Below are 18,266 nucleotides of genomic sequence, written 5' to 3'. Positions count from 1 at the left end.
CAAACTAGATGGTTCAAATACGGCATAATATTAACTTCACTGTTGCATATATCGAACAAATAAAATGGATAGATTAACGGCTCTTAAAGTCTTTGTAACGGTTGCTGATCGCGGCAGTTTGACGGCGGCGGCAGATCAATTGGATATTTCTCGTGCCATGGTGACGCGTTATATCGCGGAGCTGGAACGCTGGATGGGCTCGCGTCTGTTACACCGAACTACGCGGCGTATCAGTTTGACGGGCGCTGGGGAAGATGTGCTGGATCGTGCACGCACCATGCTTTCCATCGGCGATGAAATGGAGCAATTGGCGATTCGTCCCGACAGTGAGCCTCGTGGGCTACTGCGCATCACCTGTAGTCATACTTTTGCCGATGATTTTTTGATTCAAGCGGTGGATGAGTATTTACGCTTGTATCCTGCGGTGAAGATCGATGTGCTGGTGGGCGATCGTTCGGTCAATCTTGTCGAGGAGCGCATCGATCTGGCGATACGCATTACCAATGATTTGGACCCGAATTTGGTGGCGCGTAAGTTGGGCGTTTGCCGTTCGGTAGTCTGCGCCAGTCCCGAATATCTTCGCGAGCAAGGCATGCCACGCACCATTGATGAGCTATCACGGCACAACTGTTTGACCTATTCCTACTTTGGTCAAAGTTTATGGCAATTTCAAGGCGTTGCAGGGGAGACCAGCGTGGCGGTATCAGGTAACCTTAGCAGCAATATTTCTACGCTGCTGTTGCGTAGCACCCTATTAGGCGGTGGTATCAGCCTGCAGCCTTGGTATTCGGTTAAACAGCATTTGGCGGACGGGCGGTTAGTCTCGTTGTTGCCAGAGTTTGAGCCGAACCAGCTCGGTATTTATGGTATCTATGCCACTCGCAAACAAATGTCGCCCTTGCTACGTAGCTTTATCGACTTTATGGTAATCAAGATGAAGGAGTATTTTGATGACTAAACCCTCGCTATTAGCGATTGTCGCTGTCTGTTTTAGTGCAACGCTTGCCAGCGCACAAACGCTCACCACTGAGTCGTATCAAATTGATGTGACCTCCCGCTGCCCTGAAGGTGAGGTGGCCTGTCAGAAAATGTCATTTGCACTGACCCTGAAGGAATCCGGTAAGGTGCAACACTATGAAGGTCGTACCTTACATCGCCTCTGTGCTGACGGTGAAACCCCTTGTCAGTTTATTGGTTACCGTTTTCGCGATGATAAGCGCCAGTTTACTTTGTTTGAACATGGCGCTCTGGAAATCAACTGTGGTGCGGGTCTTGAAATCGTCCGTGAACAAGGTCAGTGGCAATACTAATCATGAGTTCGCTTGTTTGAAAAAGTGATGCACCGGGCCATGGCCTTTGCCTATGTTCAATTCATCCGCGTGCGCAATGGCTTGGCTTAAATAGGTTTTCGCTTGATCAACGGCGCTTTCAAGAGCAAGCCCTTGTGCCAAAAATGAAGCAATCGCTGCCGATAAGGTACAGCCCGTGCCATGGGTGTTTTTGGTTGCGATTCTTGGGCTAGAGTACAGCAGCACTTGCTCGTCTTTAATCAGCCAGTCCTTGCTGTCTGGCCCTTCTGCTAGATGCCCACCTTTTAATAACACCGCCGCTGGCAAACGCTTTAGCTCGTCAATCATAGCGAGCGCTTCGGCTTCAGTGTGAGGTGTAGCCTTACCGAGCAAAGTTGCTGCTTCCGGTAGATTCGGGGTAATCAAATCCACTAGGGGAAACAACTCCGACTGCATGGTTTTGATGGCTTCTTGCTGAAGCAATAGATCACCGCTGGTAGCGACCATTACTGGGTCCAATACCACATAACTAGGCTGATAGTGGCGCAGTTTATCCGCGACCACCTTGATAATATTTGCATCGGCCAACATACCAATCTTAACCGCTTGAATAGCTAGATCGCTGAATACTGCATCGAGTTGCGCCGCTACATGCTGCGCGGGGATCGGATGTACGTCGCTGACGCCCAAGGTGTTTTGTGCGGTGGTGGCTGTAATCACGCTGCAAGCGTAACTGCCGGTTGCTGAAATGGCTTTGATATCGGCTTGAATGCCTGCGCCACCGCCGCTGTCAGAGCCAGCAATGGTGAGCGTAATAGGGGTGGTTTGGGTCATAAAGGTTCCTTTACGACGCAAAGGAACGGGAAGAAAAACAGCGCCTCACACCAAGGACAATGGTTGGGCTAAGCAGAATCTTTCCCATAGTTCCCTACGTCAGTACTAACTGAATCAGGTTCAACGGGTCTCGCTTAAGCGATCTCAGCAGTTTTGCTCCCCGACTATGTGGAACTAATCATATCAATCTGCAGTGATTTATAGCTAGCGTTCATAGCAAAATTGTCCGTATATTTCGTCCTAACTATAACCGTAAGGAATTCTAGACTTTGTTACATAACTGGCTGTTCTAATTGAAAATATAGGTAATATTTAGGCTATCTTTCAGTGTTGTTGATGCGTTTACGCAAGGGCGTAAGATAGGCTTTTTGTATCGTTATAGGCTATAACGATAAAGCATATGTCACGGTACGATTTGTACATGGGACTGCGACATGAAGGGCAAAATAGCTAAGGAGTCGAAAATGAATAGCGTTTTGAAAAAGGTGTTGCTGCCGAGCTTGGCTTTGTCAGGTTTGGCAGCGCCAATGGCCTACGCAAGTGATCAGATGTGTGCGGGGTTAATGGACCTAAGTGAGCATAATGTAGAAATCACCAAGGCCGAATGGGTGGCAGCTGGTCCTGCCGCAAAAGACCCCATGGCAGCTTTTACTGGCGCTAATATGTCTGATGTGGATTTGCCAGCGCACTGCCTTGTTCAGGGGGTGATTGAAGAGCGCACTGGGGCGGATGGTAAGCCTTACGGCATTCATTTTGAAATGCGCCTTCCTAGCAATTGGCAACAGCGTTTGTTATTCCAAGGCGGTGGCGGTGTGGACGGCTTTCTTGCCAACGCACTGGGGCGCATTCCAGTGAATGAATCGACCGCTTCACCAGCGTTAACCCGAGGTTATGCGGTTGTTTCTATGGATGGTGGTCATCCGACGCCAAGCCCTGAGTTTGGCTTTGATCAGCAAGCTCGTCTTGATTTTGCTTATGCGGCGATTGGCAAAGTAACGGTTCAGGCGAAACGAATCGTCGACGAATACTACTCACAACGACCAGATTATACCTATTTTATGGGGTGCTCCAACGGTGGTCGTGAAGCCATGATGGCGGCACAGCGTTACCCTAATGAATTTGATGGTATTGTCGCGGGTAACCCTGGCTTTCACTTAAGTCGTGCAGGTGTTGCAGAAGCATGGGACTCTCAAGCTTTAATGAGTATTGCGCCAAAAGATGAGCAAGGTCGTCCAATCTTATCTAAGGCTCTAACGCAAGCGGACTTGAATTTAGTGAGCAAATCGGTGTTGGAGTCTTGTGATGCACTGGATGGCTCGATTGATGGCGTGATCAACAATTACCAAGCCTGTCACTTTGATCCTAAGGTGTTGCAGTGCGATGGTACAAACGCTACAGCCTGCTTGTCCTCAGCGAAAATTGATGCCTTAGGAAAAGTCATGGCTGGACCCGTTAACAGCCGTGGTGACAAACTTTACAGCACATGGCCTTATGATAGTGGAATGTCTGCTCCAGGCTGGCGTGCATGGAAATTAGGTTTCTCTGAAGATGCGACCAAAACGGATGCCTTGAATCTGTCTTTGGGGGCTGGTTCTGTGAAGTTCTATTTCCTAACGCCACCACGTCCTGAGCTTAACACCTTAGATTTCGACTTTGATAAAGATATGGAAGACATGCATCAAACTGCGGCGCTTAACGATGCGGTCGCTACTTACCTAACAACCTATAAGGCTAAAGGCGGCAAGGTGATTGTTTACCAAGGCTTATCCGATCCAGTGTTTTCAGCGGACGATATTGCTAATTGGTACAAAAATGTCAGCCAAGACACAGACGGCGGAGATATGGCGGAAACCCATGATTGGGCACGCTTATTTATGGTGCCGGGTATGACTCACTGTGGTGGTGGTCCGGCATTCAATAACTTTGATCCATTAGCAGCCATTGAAAATTGGGTTGAGAAAGAGGAAGCACCGGTCAATCTGCCAGCGAAAGGAGAGTCTTTCCCAAATAAAACGCAGCCGATTTGTCCGTTCCCGCAATATGCGAAATTTGATGGTGGTGATGTGAGTCAACTAGCGTCTTATCACTGTGAAGCGCCCGCGTCTTAATCGCCTCTAAGTGCTTTCAAGAACGCCTCAGCGATCCGCTGGGGCGTTTTTGTTTCAGCAGAGTTTTCTATATCACGCTTGAAAAATCACTTAATGCGACATTCTGGTGCGGATTTTTCCAAAATTCGACGATTTCTTAGGGCTGTTGCTTGAGCTATTTCGTTATGTAATGGATTATATAGCGAAATTTGAACGGCCTCATTTGGCCACTATGATCGAAGGAGAACAGGATGAACCCTATTAAACAAATGCCATGGCTAGTCTTAGGCTGTGTCGTTGCCAACCAAGCGGTGGCGGATCAAGTTCATGCAGCAGTGGCGGCGAACTTTACCGGTGCCATGAAATCGGTAGTCGAGCAATTTGAAAGCGACACTGGCCATGATGTGGTGTTGTCATTTGGTTCATCCGGTAAAATTCTGGCGCAGATTCAAAACGGTGCCCCGTTTGAAGTGTTTCTTTCCGCCGACCAAGCTAAGCCTGAGAAGCTAGAGCAAGATGGCTTCGTGGTGGATGGCAGCCGTTTTACCTACGCCATTGGAGCCTTGGCGCTGTGGTCGTCCTTGCCTGATTTTATTGATAATAACTATGCGCGTTTAAGCTCGGGTGACTTTAATAAGCTGTCTTTGGCGAACCCTAAGTTAGCACCATACGGTTTAGCGGCGACGGAAGTGCTTGAGGCTTTGGATCTAACGGAAGCGACTAAAGACAAGTGGGTACAGGGCGAAAACATTGCTCAAACTTACCAGTTTGTGGCGACTGGCAATGCGAATTTAGGCTTTGTCGCGCTATCGCAAATCATGTCGGAAGGCCATGTCACACAAGGCTCCAGCTGGATTGTGCCAAGCGAGTTGTACAGCCCGATCCGCCAAGATGCGGTATTGCTGAAAAAAGGCCAAGACAACGTCGCAGCGCGTGATTTGATGGCTTATCTACAAAGCCCTAAAGCACACGAAATCATTCACTCTTACGGCTACCAAACTGAGTAACTACCTATGTTCACCGAAGCAGATCTGGACGCGATCTGGCTAACCTTGCGCCTCGCCACCACAGTCACTGTGTTGCTATTAGTGGTCGGCACGCCGATCGCTTGGTGGCTAGCGCGAACTCGTTCATGGCTTAAAGGCCCTGTCGGAGCCATTGTTGCTTTACCTTTGGTATTGCCGCCTACGGTATTGGGTTTTTATATGCTGATTGCCATGGGCCCCAATGGCGTGATTGGTCAGATCACTCAGCAGCTAGGTATCGGCTTATTGCCGTTTAGCTATTGGGGGCTGGTGATCGCTTCGGTGGTGTATTCCTTACCCTTTGTGGTGCAACCGATTCAAAATGCTATGCAAGCCTTAGGGGATCGTCCTATGGAAGTGGCCGCCACCTTGCGCGCGGGTCCATGGCAGCGTTTTTTCTGTGTTGTATTGCCGTTATCCAAGCCTGGGTTTATCTCGGCGGCGATTCTAGGTTTTGCTCATACCGTAGGGGAGTTTGGTGTGGTGCTGATGATCGGTGGCAATATTCCCCAAGAAACTCGGGTGGTTTCGGTGCAGATTTATGATTACGTAGAAGCCATGGAATATGGTCAAGCCCATGTACTGGCTGGCTTAATGGTGGCATTTTCCTTTGTGGTACTGCTGGGTGTGTATGGCTTTCATCGTCAGTCTGGTGGTGTTTGGGGAGTGAAATCATGAGTGCTTCGCCTAATACCATCCATGCCCAGTTTCGCTTAACGCGCCAAAGTAAAGGCGTGTTACCGTTTGAATTGGACGTTGCCACACAACTACCAAGCCAAGGGGTCACTGCTATCTTCGGTCATTCCGGTTCTGGTAAGACGACTTTTTTGCGCTGTGTTGCTGGGTTAGAGCGTGCTCAGTCCGGTTATCTCGAAGTGCAGGGGCAAGTGTGGCAGGATGCTAAGCAGTTTTTGCCGACCCATAAGCGTCCCTTGGGGTATGTGTTTCAAGAGTCGAGCTTGTTTGAGCATCTCACCGCATTGGGAAATCTGAAGTTTGCTATTAAGCGAGCTGAGGAGCCCACCAGTGCGGAAGATTTTAATCGGATCGTCTCATTAATGGGCATTGAACCGATTTTATCGCGTTATCCGAGCCAGTTGTCTGGCGGTGAACGTCAACGGGTGGCCATTGCCAGAGCGTTGCTGATTCAGCCACGGATTCTGTTAATGGATGAGCCACTGGCATCCTTGGATAATGCCCGCAAGCAAGAAATCTTGCCGTATCTGGCGAAGCTTAGAAGCAGCTTAGATATTCCGATTCTGTACGTCAGTCACTCAGTGGATGAGATTGCCCAACTGGCCGATCATGTAGTGGTGTTAGACGGCGGTAAATTGGTCGCCCAAGGTGAGTTGTCTGAAGTCTTTGCGCGCACGGATCTAAGGGCGTTATCTGGCTTTGATACGGGAGCTGTCTGGCAAGGCCAAGTGATCGAGCGTGAACCGCAATGGCATTTGGCGAAAGTCGCCTGTGGCGAGGCGAGTCTTTGGGTACGTGATGCGGGCGATGACGTCGGCAGTGACATGCGGGTACGTATCTTGGCCCGTGATGTGAGCTTGTCGCGGGCTGTTCATGATGAATCCAGTATTGTTAATCGTTTACCCGTGACCATCTTAGACGTCACGCCTGATCAGGACGCGGCCATGGTATTGCTTCGTTTACAAAGTGCTGGACAAGTATTGATCGCCCGCTTAACTAAGCGTTCTCTGGATACCATGCAATTAAAGGTGGGGGATGCCGTGTGGGCGCAGATTAAATCAGTGGCGATTGTACGCTAACTTCCAATAAAAAGCCGATATCAGTCGGCTTTCATCAAGATCACACTAGGTGCTTTAAAGATCGCCGCCACTGGCTGATCTGGTTGTAACGCCAATTCCCTTAAGCTGGCGTTAGTGATGACGACACTTAGGGTTTTGCTCTGTCCCAAATCAATAGCGATATCACTGTTCACCGCCCCTTCTGTAATACGAGAAACAGTACCGATCAGTCGATTGCGTGCGCTGCTGGCAAGTGTCAGGTCTTTGCTTAGCAGTATCGAGCTTTCACTGACCAGAGCAATGGCTGGCTTGCCGCTTTGCAGTGCTAATTGCTCCGCGCTGTCACGACTGATCATGGCCACTAGGTTCTGGTCTGCGCCAATGGCTAGGGTGACTTCCGTATTCACGGCACCGTGCTGAACGTCAATCACGTGACCGCGAAACTGATTGCGAGCACTGGTCAGCGTTTGCTCCGAACGAACAAAGTTAGCGATATCACTGAGTGAGTGGAGCTGTTCACCAAGACGTGCTAGGAACTTGGCATGCTCATCCATCAAGGCTTGAAAGCCTGCAATAATGCGCTCACCCAGATCGGTTAATTGCGTACCACCACCTTTAGCACCACCACTGGCGCGCAGTACCAAGGGTTCTGCGGACAAGTTATTCATGGCATCAATTCGATCCCAAGCGGTCTTATAACTGATGCCCACTTCTTTGGCAGCTTTAGAAATGGAGCCGGTCTGTTTCACCGCTCGCAGTAGGTCGATTTGTTGCGCGGCAAAAGCACTGTTCTGGCCAGTTTGTAGGAACAGATTTCCCGCTAACTGGCCAGTTTGGCTTTGCTCAAGTGAGTTGAGCGGATCAGCCATCTTTATTAATGATGGCAATGATGTCTGCTAAGGCTTGTTCTGCTTGGTCATTGGCAATCTGGCAAGTACCAGCGTTCAAGTGACCGCCACCGCCGTATTGCAAACACAGCTCACCAACATTGGTATTAGAAGAACGGTTCAAAATGGACTTACCAATGGCAAATACCGTGTTTTGCTGTTTTAGACCCCACATTTTGTGAATCGAAATATTGCAATCAGGGTAGAGTGCGTAAATCACAAAACGGTTGGTCGTGTAGATGATGTCTTCGTTCAGAAGGTCAAGCAGCACTAGGTTGCCATGCACACTGGCACAGCGCTTGATCTGCTCTTTGGCTTTAGCGTCGTGTTCCATGTACAGGTCAACGCGCTCTTTAACGTCCTCAAGGGCCAAAATCTCTTCGATCGTGTGGCTCTTACAGTAGTCGATCAGCTGCATCATCAATTGGTAGTTAGAAATACGGAACTCACGGAAACGGCCTAACCCGGTACGGGCGTCCATGATGAAGTTCAGCAATACCCAACCCGTTGGGTTGAGCACTTCGTCTTCATTGAACTGGGCCGAGTCGCCTTTATCCACTGCATCCATCATATCTTCTGAGATGTATGGGAAACGCTCTTTGCCACCGTAGTAGTCGTAGACCACACGGGCTGCAGAAGGGGCATTAGGATCGATAATGTGGTTTTCGATGTTGCTGTCGTTACGTACCGTTTCACTTAAGTGATGGTCAAAGGCTAGGTGACAGCCTGCAACGTAAGGCAAGTTAGTGGTGATGTCTTGAGCGGTGATGTCGATTTTGCCATCCTGCATGTCTTTTGGATGCACGAATAAAATATCGTCAATCAAGTCCAAATCTTTTAAAAGGACGGCACAAACCAAACCGTCAAAATCACTGCGAGTAACCAGTCGAAACTTTTCGTTGCTCATATTAACGTCCCTAGCTGAGTTCAATAACAATGGTCTTAAGTGTATCAGCGATTATCAGTTGCTGTGTGAAAATTAATGTAACGCTTTATTAATGTAACTGCATGTTAGGTTTCATGATTTGAAACAGTGTGTTGTAACACATTAATTAAAATTTGATGAATAATAAGAATTATTATCAAATATGATTTAAAAGGAAGTGTTATGAAATTCAAACAGTTATTGATTGTTGGTGCAGTGATGGCTGCTCATGCTCAAGCAAGTGAGCGCTTGGTGAGCTTCGATCTAGGTAGTGTTGATACGCTGCGCGCCTTGCATGCAGAGGAGCAAGTGGTTGGTCTGCCAAAACAATCTTTACCTGCATATCTGTCTGAATTTTCAAACGAGAAATACTCTGACGTAGGTGGTTTAAAAACACCGGATGCGGACGCCGTGGCGAAGCTAGATCCAAGTCTTATTTTGATCACTGGTCGTCAAGGGGAAAGTGGTCAAGCGCTGTCGAGCATTACTAAGACCGAAACGGTGGGTTTAGCAGAGGGGGCTTACTGGCCAGCCTTTGAAAAGCATGTGATGTCCTTGGCCGCTCATGTGGAAAAACAAACAGAAGGCCAAGCTGCACTACACACCTTGGCAAATGACTTGACTGAAATGAAACAAAAAACAGCAGGTCAAGTGGTGTTATCTGTGACGCACAATGCGGGGGGCTTCAGCGTGCGTCAAGACCCGATTGCCACTGAGTTACTTGGCATGACGCAAGTGGCATTACCGGACACAGTAAAACCGGTCAAACGTGGCACGCGTACCTTTATGCCGTTGTCCGTTGAAGACATTGTTGCGGCGAATCCAAAGGTTTTATACGTGGTTGACCGTAGTAAAGCCATTGGCCAAGACGATCAAGCATTGAATGTCCAAAGCTTGCAGGCGAAGCTAAATGAACTGGGTGCACAAACCAAAGTGGCGTACCTAAGTCCTGGTCTTTGGTACCTATCAGGCAATGGTTTGGAAAGTGTTAAACTGCAAGCACAAGAGCTAACGCGCGCACTCTAATAGCCTTAGTCAGCTAGCGGAATGTATGAGGGGCGAAATGATTCGCCCCTTTTTTGTCTTAAAAATGGCATAATGGCGGGGATTTTCAATTAAATTCTAATGACTTAAGAGACCCTACATGGCTAGAGGACGTCCCTCCAAAAAAGGTTTGATCGCTGAAGCAGCCTTAAATCTGTTCAAAGTGGCCGGTTATCAGGGTACCAGCATTGACCAAGTGGTGTTAGAAGCCGCCGTCTCCAAACCTACCGTGTACAGTAATTACCCGTCTAAATTATTGCTTTGGCAGGAAGTGCTACGTCAGATTATTGAGCGCAGCACGCTAGAGCTAGGGCAGTTGGAGCAGTCCCTGAAAGACTCGTCTGCGGCCTTTTCCGAAGGTTGGCAAGGTATTTGGCAAGCTTGGTCGGTGGCCGATGATCGTCTAGCGGCTTATCGAATTCATTGGGGTGAACAACATAAGCTGAGCCAAGCTGAGCAGCAGTTGTTCGACTCTTTGGAAGCGGAACTGGTCAGTGTACTCAAGCGTTGGTTAGCCCATCATCAGCTGTCCGAAGCCCATTTCTTCACCTTATTTTCCGTGTCCCGCGAAGCCTGTTTACTGCCCGCTATTCGTCGGCGACCGAGTGAATGTGCAAGCCTTGCGCAACTTGTTGAGAAACTCGTACAACTTTAAGTTTTTATTGAACCGATCATTGGTTTGCCTCGTAGATCTTATCTTAATAAAACAGGGAGGCTTTATCATGAAACGTATTTCTTGGATCAGCGCCGCTATTGTAACACTCTTGGTTCTGGTGGGTTGTTCTGTGTCTGCGCCGAAAGGCATTCTGCCGGTGGATCAATTTGTCTTACAAAATTACTTAGGCAAGTGGTACGAAATTGCGCGTTTGGATCATAGCTTTGAAAAAGGCCTAACCAATGTTACAGCTCAGTACAGCATGCGCGATGACGGTGGCGTCAAGGTAGTCAATCGAGGCTACTCAGAAGCGGAGCAAACTTGGCAGGAAGCGGAAGGTAAAGCTTACTTCGTAGAAGACGTCAACACAGGGCATCTTAAAGTATCCTTTTTCGGCCCTTTCTACGGTGCTTATGTGATCTTTAATCTGGACCAAGATTATCAGTACTCTTTAATCTCTGGTCCTGACCACTCCTATTTCTGGCTACTTTCAAGAACGCCAACCATCTCCAAAGACAAACAAGCAGAGTTGATTGCTAAAGCCAAAGCAGCGGGATTTGAAACCGACAAATTGATCTTTGTCGATCAGGGGTTGCATCAAGGCTAGGCGCTCTAAGTGTTAAGGGTAATCCACCACATTGTCGGCTTTGCGTTTAAATACCCAATATTTGGACAGCCAGAAATTTAAACAATGGCCGACGAAAATCCCCGGAAACATGGCGAGCACAGGGGCCAAGCTCCACTCGGCGTAATGGGCGTAGACATCGGTACGAATGGCCCACCAGTACAGGCCGATATTAGGTACTAAACCAATTAACGAGGCGAGGGCGAATTGCGTCGCTTCTTTTAATTTGGCATCTAACGTGGCGTGTTCTTTGAATGTGTAAAGGCGATGGCACAACCAATTAGTAAGCACCGCCACGGCAAAGGCCAGCACCCGTGCCCACAGTAGCGGAATGCTGTCGGCCAACAGCCAGAGCACGATAATGTCTACCGCAAAGCTGACTTGGCCGACGACGCTGAATTGGAAAAACTGCAATAAAGTCGATTTCATGCCTCATACTAGATTGCCATCTGTGACAACTTAATGACGAGTTAGCCCTCTAAATGTGCGGCTAATAAGGCAAATAACCCACCCATTACACAGACAAACAAGACTTGTCCGACTAAGCCATACAAACCAAAAGCGGTAATCATGGCTGCGTAACTTGGTGGCCCGATGGTGGCACCAAGGTTACCCATCTGCGCGATTAAGCCATAACCATTGGCCTGTTCTGAGCTATTACGCGCCAAGCGCGGCACCATGGCTAGGGATGCGCCTGGTACTAGACCCGCACACAGCACCATCTCACCGACAATAATGGAAAACAGAATCTCAGAATCCATGTCTTGTGCAAGGGCTAGTGCCCCCAGTGCTAGCCCTGCATAGGCGATCTGGGCGACTTTTTGTGGTCGCATTACGTATTGCGAAAGTGTGCCCGCTATAAAGGTCCCTGCGGTGCTTAATAGAGGTAACACTACTTGCAGAGTGGTGCGTAGGTGGTCCGACTCAATAAAGTTGGGAATGTAGGTCAGCAGGGATACCAAGGTGCTGGTGTAAAACACAAAGATTAACCCCGGTAACAGGGTTTGCGGCGTACGATAAATCTTGGCAAGCTTTTGAAAATAACCGTCTTGGCTTGGGGCGACATTATCTTTAAAACGACTTTCGTCTTTTTCAAGTAACATCAGCAGAGCAATCACCATGGCACTGATAAATAGGCCATGGGCAAAGTACAGGCCGTTTAACTCAAACGCTGCGATCAAAGGTTTACCGAATAGGCCAGCTAGAGCAAAGGCCACACCAAAGAAGGTGCCCCAAATGCCCATGGTAATGGAGCGGTGCTGGGGGGCACTGAGGCGCGCAATCATGGTTGGTGCGGCGACGACCACGCCGAGTTGCGAGAAGCCTTCTAGTACGCGGGTTGCCATGACGATTTCAAAACTTGGCAAAGTCGACTGAATAAACGACAGAGCCGCGCCTAACAGCAAGGCACCAATGAGCACCTTGCGGTAGCCAATTTTCCCTGCCATTAATCCGGCAGTGACGCCAAATATTAGCCCAATGGTGCCCACCACCGAAATAGAAGCCCCCGTCCAAGTCGGTCCTGCTTGGTAATAGGCCAGCAGCTCGTTGTAGGACACGGAGAACTTAGCAAATTGCATGGCGGCACTGATGCCGGCAAACCAGAGCAAGAAGACTTCTAGCCAAGCGGTCTTTGTGGGTTCATTCGGTGTTACTGCGGCATTCGCCATACACAATCCTTTTGCTCGATCAAAGCACCAAACCGATCGGCGCTAAAACGGTGCATTGTAAACCGTTCGGTTAGTTTTTATTAGTGTTATTCATTGTTCACTATACTGAAGCTAAGAACGGCTGATCCATTTTGTAAACATATTTGCGCTATTTTGGTCTTTGTCAGGCCGAGTGCTTTTGCCAGTATGAAACCACTTGATCAGCTTGGAGTATGACATGTCAGTGCAGGGCAATAATAACAACCACTACCCGAATCTATTTCAACCGCTTGACCTTGGTTTTACCACCCTAAAAAATCGTGTTTTGATGGGCTCCATGCATACGGGTCTTGAAGAAAAAGATCATACTGGTGAACGTCTAGCCGCTTTCTATCGAGCTCGTGCCCGTGGAGGTGTAGGTCTAATCGTTACCGGTGGTTTTAGCCCCAATGCGGAAGGCTCTCCGTACCCGTTTCCCTATCAGCCACTCAATCCAATGGTGCATCGTAAAATCACCCAAGCAGTGCATGAAGAAGGCGGTAAAATCTGTCTGCAAATCTTGCATACGGGCCGTTACGCCTTTCATCCTAATCTGGTCGCGCCTTCGCCGATCATGGCCCCGATTAATCAGTTTGAGCCTAAGGCTCTGACCCCAGAGGGCATTGAGAAACAAATACAAGACTTTGTCGATACCGCGCTGTTTGCTCGCAATACTGGCTACGATGGGGTGGAAATCATGGCCTCAGAAGGCTATCTTCTGAATGAGTTTATGGTTACGCGCACTAATCAGCGTGATGACGAATGGGGCGGTGATTATCACAATCGCATCCGCTTTGCGGTGGAAATTGTGCGTCGCATTCGCCAAACCGTAGGCGAAGACTTTATCCTGATTTTTCGCTTATCCATGTTGGACTTGGTAGAGCAGGGCTCTAGCTTCGAGGAAATTATCGAATTGGGGCAATCAGTGGAGCAAGCCGGTGCCACCCTGATCAATACTGGTATCGGCTGGCACGAAGCACGTATCCCGACCATCGCTACCTGTGTGCCACGGGCAGGCTTTAGTTGGGTAACTAAGGCCTTTAAAGAACACTTCTCCATTCCAGTCATCGCCACCAACCGTATTAATACCCCTGAAATCGCCGAGCAAGTATTGGCCGAGGACTGTGCGGATATGGTGTCCATGGCGCGTCCTTTTCTGGCAGATCCCGATTTTGTTAACAAGGCCGAACAAGGCCAGAGTGAGCGCATCAATGCCTGCATCGGCTGTAACCAAGCCTGCCTTGATCATGTATTTGAAGGCAAGGTAGCCAGCTGTCTGGTGAACCCCTTTGCCTGTCATGAAACCGAACTTTTGATGGTGCCAGCGGATATACCCAAGAAGATTGTGGTGGTTGGCGCCGGTCCTGCGGGGATGGCCGCGGCGTTAACGGCCGCGAAACGAGGTCATCATGTCACCCTGTTTGATGCCAGTGATCGCCTTGGCGGGCAATTCAATATTGCCAAAAACATTCCTGGCAAATCCGAATTTTCTGAAACCCTGAGATATTTTTCCCAGCAACTGAAAGATTATGGCGTAGCGCTGCGTCTAAATACCAAAATGGATGCCAAGCAGCTTAACCAGCTGGATGTGGATCATGTGCTGTTGGCCACCGGAATACGACCAAGAACACCAGATATTGAAGGCATTGATCACGCCAAAGTGCTGACTTATTTGGATGTACTTAAATATGGCAAACCTGTAGGCGCTAGTGTCGCCATTATCGGTGCCGGTGGCATTGGCTTTGATACAGCAGAGTTTTTACTGGCTGAAAACCATCAGGAAAACGATGTTTCAAGCTTTGCGCGCCAATGGGGCATTGATCAAACTTTGCAAAAGCGTGGTGGTGTATGTGAGCCAGAATTAAGCGTTGAGCGTAAACGTATTGTTTACTTATTACAGCGTAAGCCAAGCAAAGTGGGCGCAGGACTAGGCAAAACCACCGGCTGGATTCATCGTACCCAGTTAAAACAGCAGGGCGTCGAGATGCTCTCGGGCTGTCAGTATCAACGCATTGACGATCAGGGCTTGTGGCTTGAACGAGACGGACAACTGCAATGTCTCCCTGTGGATCATGTGATTGTTTGTGCTGGACAAGAGCCAGAACGCTCATTGGTGGAAGGGCTCAACAAACCCTTTACCCTGATCGGTGGTGCGGATGTGGCCAAAGAACTGGATGCCAAACGAGCCATTGCCCAAGGTACCAAAGTGGCGATGACTTTATAGAGGATAAGTACGTCCTCTATAGTGAAAATATTTATGGGAGGACGGATGATGAAAACGTTAATACTAGCTAGTGCTCTGACATTTGGGGCGCTGGCCATGACTCCACAGGTCTCTGCGGAGCAACAGACCATGATTGTGGCGGGTGGTTGCTTCTGGTGTGTGGAATCAGACTTTGAAAGCGTCGATGGCGTGAAGGATGTGGTCTCCGGCTATACCGGCGGTCATGTGGCGAACCCGACTTACCAGCAGGTTTCGGGTAAGAAAACCGGCCACTATGAAGCGGTGAAGATTACCTTTGATGATGAGATTGTCAGCCTGCGGGAATTAACCGATTACTACTGGCGCACCATCGACCCAACCGATGCCAGTGGCCAGTTTTGCGATAAGGGTGAACCATACCGCACCGGTTTGTTCTATCAAAACGAAGCGCAGCGTGAGGTGTTTGAAGCCTCCAAAGCGCAAGTGATGCAAGACAAACCCTTTGCCGCGGGCATCGTTACCGAAATTATACCCGCTAAAGAATTCTACTTGGCCGAGGACTATCACCAGGACTACTACCTAAAGAACAAACTACGTTACAAGTTCTACCGCTATAACTGTGGCCGTGATAGTCGTATCGAAGACCTTTGGGGCGAAGTAGCAAGTAAGAAATACCATTAAAGTCACTGCGGTATTTCGTATCCCTTCCCCTTTTGAAGGGGAAGGTTAGGATGGGGTTATAACACTTCCAATACCAACAGTAATTCTTGAAACTGATGCCTTGTGGGAGGGGAATCTTTCCCCGATTCAGACTCGCATAACTGAGATAATGCTCATCAGCGTCGGAGCTCTCAATCTTGGTTTGAGGCATCCTCCCATGCAATTCAATTGGCTTGCGCAATGTCTCATCATCGACCATAACTGATTTAAGAGCGCGCCAATCAAACGCATGGGATTCTGCTAAGAATATCTCCGATGGCTATTTATTAGTCAGCAAAGTGATACAATAGTGCTACTTTTGACTATTTCTTTGGAGCAGATCAGATGAAGGTCGAGTTAGTGACTTCTTTAAAACGCCAAGCGACTAAAATTCTCGCAGATCTTCACGAGTCAAAAGAGCCCGTTTTGATTACGGAGCATGGCAAGCCATCTGCTTACCTAGTCGACGTTGAAGACTATGAATTTATGCAAAACCGCCTCGCTATTTTAGAAGGGATTGCGCGTGGTGAGCGCGCGTTTGCAGAAGGAAAAATCTCTACTCACAAAGAAGCCAAGGAAAAGATGGCGAAATGGCTAAAATAGTTTGGACGGATCCAGCACTATCAGATTTAAATGATGTCGCCGAATACATCGCTTTAGAGAACGAACCAGCCGCTAAAGCTTTAGTTCAGCGGGTCTTCTCTACTGTTGAACGCTTAGCAGATTTCCCTGAATCGGGACGAATCCCACCTGAATTAAACCATTTATCCTATCGCGAAGTGGTGGTTCCGCCTTGTCGAGTATTCTACAAGCTAGAAGCTGATCAAGTGCTGATACTATTTGTCATGCGCCAAGAGCGTGATTTGCGCAAGTTCCTCATTAGCCAGTAATCCTATTCTGTGCAGACCTTATAGCTCGCAAATTCCCCCCACAAAGGTTAAGCTTCGCGCCTTCCTATGATTGATTGAGTAACCTAATGAATTTTGAGTCCCTCGGATTAGACGCACGTATTTTAAAAGCCTTAAAAGAGAAGGGGTACACCACTCCTAGCCCGATTCAGCAGCAGGCCATCCCGGTGGTGTTGTCTGGTCAGGATTTGATGGCCGCGGCGCAAACAGGGACAGGTAAAACGGCTGGTTTTACCTTGCCGATGCTGCAAAATTTATTAGCGGGACCAGGGGCGCGTAACAACCAAGTGCGTGCTCTAGTGCTGACTCCGACGCGAGAATTAGCACAACAGGTGGCGGATAACGTAGCCTTGTACAGTAAGCATTTGCCGCTAAAAAGTGCGGTGGTGTACGGCGGTGTGAAGATTAACCCGCAGATGCTAAAGCTGCGTGGTGGCGCGGATGTGCTGGTGGCAACACCAGGGCGTTTGTTGGATTTGTATCAGCAAAATGCTTTGAAACTGGATCGTTTGGAGATCCTAGTGTTGGACGAAGCCGACCGTATGTTGGATATGGGCTTTATCCATGATTTGAAGAAAATTGTGGCGCTGATTCCGAAAAAACGCCAGACATTGCTGTTCTCGGCGACCTTCTCGGATCCGATCAAAGAATTGGCGGAGCGCTTTGTTAATGATCCTGAAGAAGTGTCTGTTTCGCCAGCGAACACCAAGGCGACGACCATCAGTCATCAGGTATTTGAAGTCGATAAACCGAATAAAACCAAGCTGCTGATTCATTTGATCCAGCAAGAAGGCTGGCGTCAGGTGTTGGTGTTCTCAAAAACCAAACACGGTGCCAACCGCATTGCGCGTATGCTGAGCGCGAAAGAGATCAGCGCGGCGGCGATCCACGGTGATAAGAGTCAAAATGCTCGTACCAAAGCTTTAGCTGATTTTAAATCCGGTGCGGTACAAGTCTTGGTGGCAACCGATATTGCCGCCCGCGGTATTGATATTAGCCAGTTGCCATATGTGGTGAACTTTGATTTGCCAAAAGTGCCAGAAGACTATGTACATCGTATTGGTCGTACTGGCCGTGCCGGTGAAACCGGTCATGCGGTGTCCTTTGTCACCGAAGAAGATATTGCTGAACTGTTTGCCATTGAACGTGTGATTGGCGAATTGATTGAGCGTCATGTGGATGCAGAGTTTCCGCCAAGCAATCGTTTGCAAGAATCGAAATTGGATTTGCGTCCAATTAAGCCAAAGAAACCCAAAAAGCCAAAAGCACCGAAAACAGAGCAACGTATGCCTGTCGATACCTCGGTGCAAAGTGCGGCCTCCAATAACCCATCGAATCGCAAACCAAGCGGCAGAAAACCACAGGAAAACGCTTCCGATTCACGTAGTCCAAACCCTCGTGCGCCGAAGAAACCACAGAGCCCACGCCAAGGTTCAGGTGCGTCAAATCGACCCGCTCAAGGCTCGAGAAAACCTGCTGAAAATAGTGCCGCGCCAAATCGTGCTCCACGTAAGCGCGTACGCACAAGCAGCAATAACAGCGCATCCTGATCGCTAAAAGTGTCGCAATTTGCGCTGGCCTCGACTTAATAAGGTAATCTTATTCTGTTGATCTATTTATGATGGCTAGTCAGAACAATAAAT

At 48.7% G+C, this 18,266-nt stretch carries 19 protein-coding genes and 1 riboswitch; of the genes, 14 read left to right on the top strand and 5 right to left on the bottom strand.

Annotated features, from left to right (window positions below; genetic code table 11):
- The first annotated feature begins 64 nt into the window (after window positions 1–64).
- Window positions 65–958 (top strand): LysR family transcriptional regulator, encoded by an 894-nt coding sequence (locus tag ACOSVP_RS05120; protein WP_487346413.1) that lies wholly within the window; start codon window positions 65–67, stop codon window positions 956–958.
- Window positions 951–1,310 (top strand): hypothetical protein, encoded by a 360-nt coding sequence (locus tag ACOSVP_RS05115; RefSeq protein WP_487346412.1) that lies wholly within the window; start codon window positions 951–953, stop codon window positions 1,308–1,310. The genes ACOSVP_RS05120 and ACOSVP_RS05115 overlap by 8 nt, the downstream gene beginning before the upstream one ends.
- On the opposite strand, the gene thiD is transcribed toward ACOSVP_RS05115, so the two are convergent.
- A complete protein-coding gene (gene thiD, locus ACOSVP_RS05110) occupies window positions 1,311–2,123 on the bottom strand; it encodes a bifunctional hydroxymethylpyrimidine kinase/phosphomethylpyrimidine kinase (RefSeq protein ID WP_487346411.1) in 813 nt (270 codons plus the stop codon).
- Window positions 2,124–2,197: 74 nt separating this feature from the next.
- Window positions 2,198–2,296, bottom strand: a riboswitch (TPP riboswitch).
- A 291-nt stretch (window positions 2,297–2,587) separates the two neighbouring features.
- Between thiD and ACOSVP_RS05105 the strand changes: the two genes are divergently transcribed.
- From ACOSVP_RS05105 to modC, 4 genes are all read left to right on the top strand, one after another.
- The gene (locus ACOSVP_RS05105; protein ID WP_487346410.1) at window positions 2,588–4,231 is read left to right on the top strand and encodes a tannase/feruloyl esterase family alpha/beta hydrolase; all 1,644 of its coding nucleotides are present in this window, start codon (window positions 2,588–2,590) and stop codon (window positions 4,229–4,231) included.
- Between the two features lie 230 nt (window positions 4,232–4,461).
- Window positions 4,462–5,217: a molybdate ABC transporter substrate-binding protein gene (gene modA / locus ACOSVP_RS05100; RefSeq protein WP_487346409.1), complete on the top strand. Its 756-nt coding sequence runs from the start codon at window positions 4,462–4,464 to the stop codon at window positions 5,215–5,217.
- A gap of 6 nt (window positions 5,218–5,223) precedes the next feature.
- Entirely contained in the window at window positions 5,224–5,913 is a 690-nt protein-coding gene (gene modB, locus ACOSVP_RS05095; RefSeq protein WP_487346408.1) for a molybdate ABC transporter permease subunit, read from the top strand.
- Window positions 5,910–7,010 carry a molybdenum ABC transporter ATP-binding protein gene (gene modC / locus ACOSVP_RS05090; protein WP_487346407.1) on the top strand — a complete coding sequence of 367 codons (1,101 nt, stop codon included), beginning with the start codon at window positions 5,910–5,912 and terminating at the stop codon, window positions 7,008–7,010. Before modB ends, modC begins: the two co-directional genes overlap by 4 nt.
- Before the next feature lie 20 nt (window positions 7,011–7,030).
- Here modC and ACOSVP_RS05085 read toward each other — a convergent pair whose 3' ends face one another.
- On the bottom strand, window positions 7,031–7,876 hold the full coding sequence (locus ACOSVP_RS05085) for a TOBE domain-containing protein (protein WP_487346406.1): 846 nt from the start codon (window positions 7,874–7,876) through the stop codon (window positions 7,031–7,033).
- Entirely contained in the window at window positions 7,851–8,783 is a 933-nt protein-coding gene (locus ACOSVP_RS05080; RefSeq protein ID WP_487346405.1) for a DHH family phosphoesterase, read from the bottom strand. The genes ACOSVP_RS05085 and ACOSVP_RS05080 overlap by 26 nt, the downstream gene beginning before the upstream one ends.
- A 201-nt stretch (window positions 8,784–8,984) precedes the next feature.
- Here ACOSVP_RS05080 and ACOSVP_RS05075 point away from each other — a divergent pair, with 201 nt between their 5' ends.
- The 3 genes from ACOSVP_RS05075 to ACOSVP_RS05065 all read left to right on the top strand — a co-directional run bounded on the left by ACOSVP_RS05075 (window position 8,985) and on the right by ACOSVP_RS05065 (window position 11,107).
- Entirely contained in the window at window positions 8,985–9,827 is an 843-nt protein-coding gene (locus tag ACOSVP_RS05075) for an ABC transporter substrate-binding protein (protein ID WP_487346404.1), read from the top strand.
- Window positions 9,828–9,945: 118 nt separating this feature from the next.
- Window positions 9,946–10,500 carry a TetR/AcrR family transcriptional regulator gene (locus ACOSVP_RS05070; protein ID WP_487346403.1) on the top strand — a complete coding sequence of 185 codons (555 nt, stop codon included), beginning with the start codon at window positions 9,946–9,948 and terminating at the stop codon, window positions 10,498–10,500.
- Window positions 10,501–10,567: 67 nt separating this feature from the next.
- The gene (locus ACOSVP_RS05065; protein ID WP_487346402.1) at window positions 10,568–11,107 is read left to right on the top strand and encodes a lipocalin family protein; all 540 of its coding nucleotides are present in this window, start codon (window positions 10,568–10,570) and stop codon (window positions 11,105–11,107) included.
- Window positions 11,108–11,119: 12 nt separating this feature from the next.
- On the opposite strand, the gene ACOSVP_RS05060 is transcribed toward ACOSVP_RS05065, so the two are convergent.
- Window positions 11,120–11,554 (bottom strand): GtrA family protein, encoded by a 435-nt coding sequence (locus tag ACOSVP_RS05060; RefSeq protein WP_487346401.1) that lies wholly within the window; start codon window positions 11,552–11,554, stop codon window positions 11,120–11,122.
- Between the two features lie 41 nt (window positions 11,555–11,595).
- Window positions 11,596–12,795, bottom strand: a complete 1,200-nt coding sequence (locus ACOSVP_RS05055; RefSeq protein ID WP_487346400.1) for an MFS transporter — start codon at window positions 12,793–12,795, stop codon at window positions 11,596–11,598.
- A 217-nt stretch (window positions 12,796–13,012) separates the two neighbouring features.
- On the opposite strand from ACOSVP_RS05055, the gene ACOSVP_RS05050 reads away from it, so the two are divergent.
- The 5 genes from ACOSVP_RS05050 to ACOSVP_RS05030 all read left to right on the top strand — a co-directional run bounded on the left by ACOSVP_RS05050 (window position 13,013) and on the right by ACOSVP_RS05030 (window position 18,173).
- The gene (locus tag ACOSVP_RS05050; RefSeq protein WP_487346399.1) at window positions 13,013–15,037 is read left to right on the top strand and encodes an NADPH-dependent 2,4-dienoyl-CoA reductase; all 2,025 of its coding nucleotides are present in this window, start codon (window positions 13,013–13,015) and stop codon (window positions 15,035–15,037) included.
- 45 nt (window positions 15,038–15,082) lie between these two features.
- Window positions 15,083–15,697 (top strand): peptide-methionine (S)-S-oxide reductase MsrA, encoded by a 615-nt coding sequence (gene msrA / locus ACOSVP_RS05045; protein WP_487346398.1) that lies wholly within the window; start codon window positions 15,083–15,085, stop codon window positions 15,695–15,697.
- A 363-nt stretch (window positions 15,698–16,060) separates the two neighbouring features.
- The gene (locus ACOSVP_RS05040; protein WP_487346397.1) at window positions 16,061–16,318 is read left to right on the top strand and encodes a type II toxin-antitoxin system Phd/YefM family antitoxin; all 258 of its coding nucleotides are present in this window, start codon (window positions 16,061–16,063) and stop codon (window positions 16,316–16,318) included.
- Entirely contained in the window at window positions 16,306–16,605 is a 300-nt protein-coding gene (locus tag ACOSVP_RS05035) for a type II toxin-antitoxin system RelE/ParE family toxin (protein WP_487346396.1), read from the top strand. The genes ACOSVP_RS05040 and ACOSVP_RS05035 overlap by 13 nt, the downstream gene beginning before the upstream one ends.
- Window positions 16,606–16,691: 86 nt before the next feature.
- Window positions 16,692–18,173, top strand: coding sequence for a DEAD/DEAH box helicase (locus ACOSVP_RS05030; protein WP_487346395.1), 1,482 nt, complete (start codon window positions 16,692–16,694; stop codon window positions 18,171–18,173).
- Window positions 18,174–18,266: the final 93 nt, after the last annotated feature.

The organism is Marinomonas sp. HM11-D (genome assembly GCF_057626615.1).
This window is presented reverse-complemented; position numbering and strand designations above follow the sequence as displayed.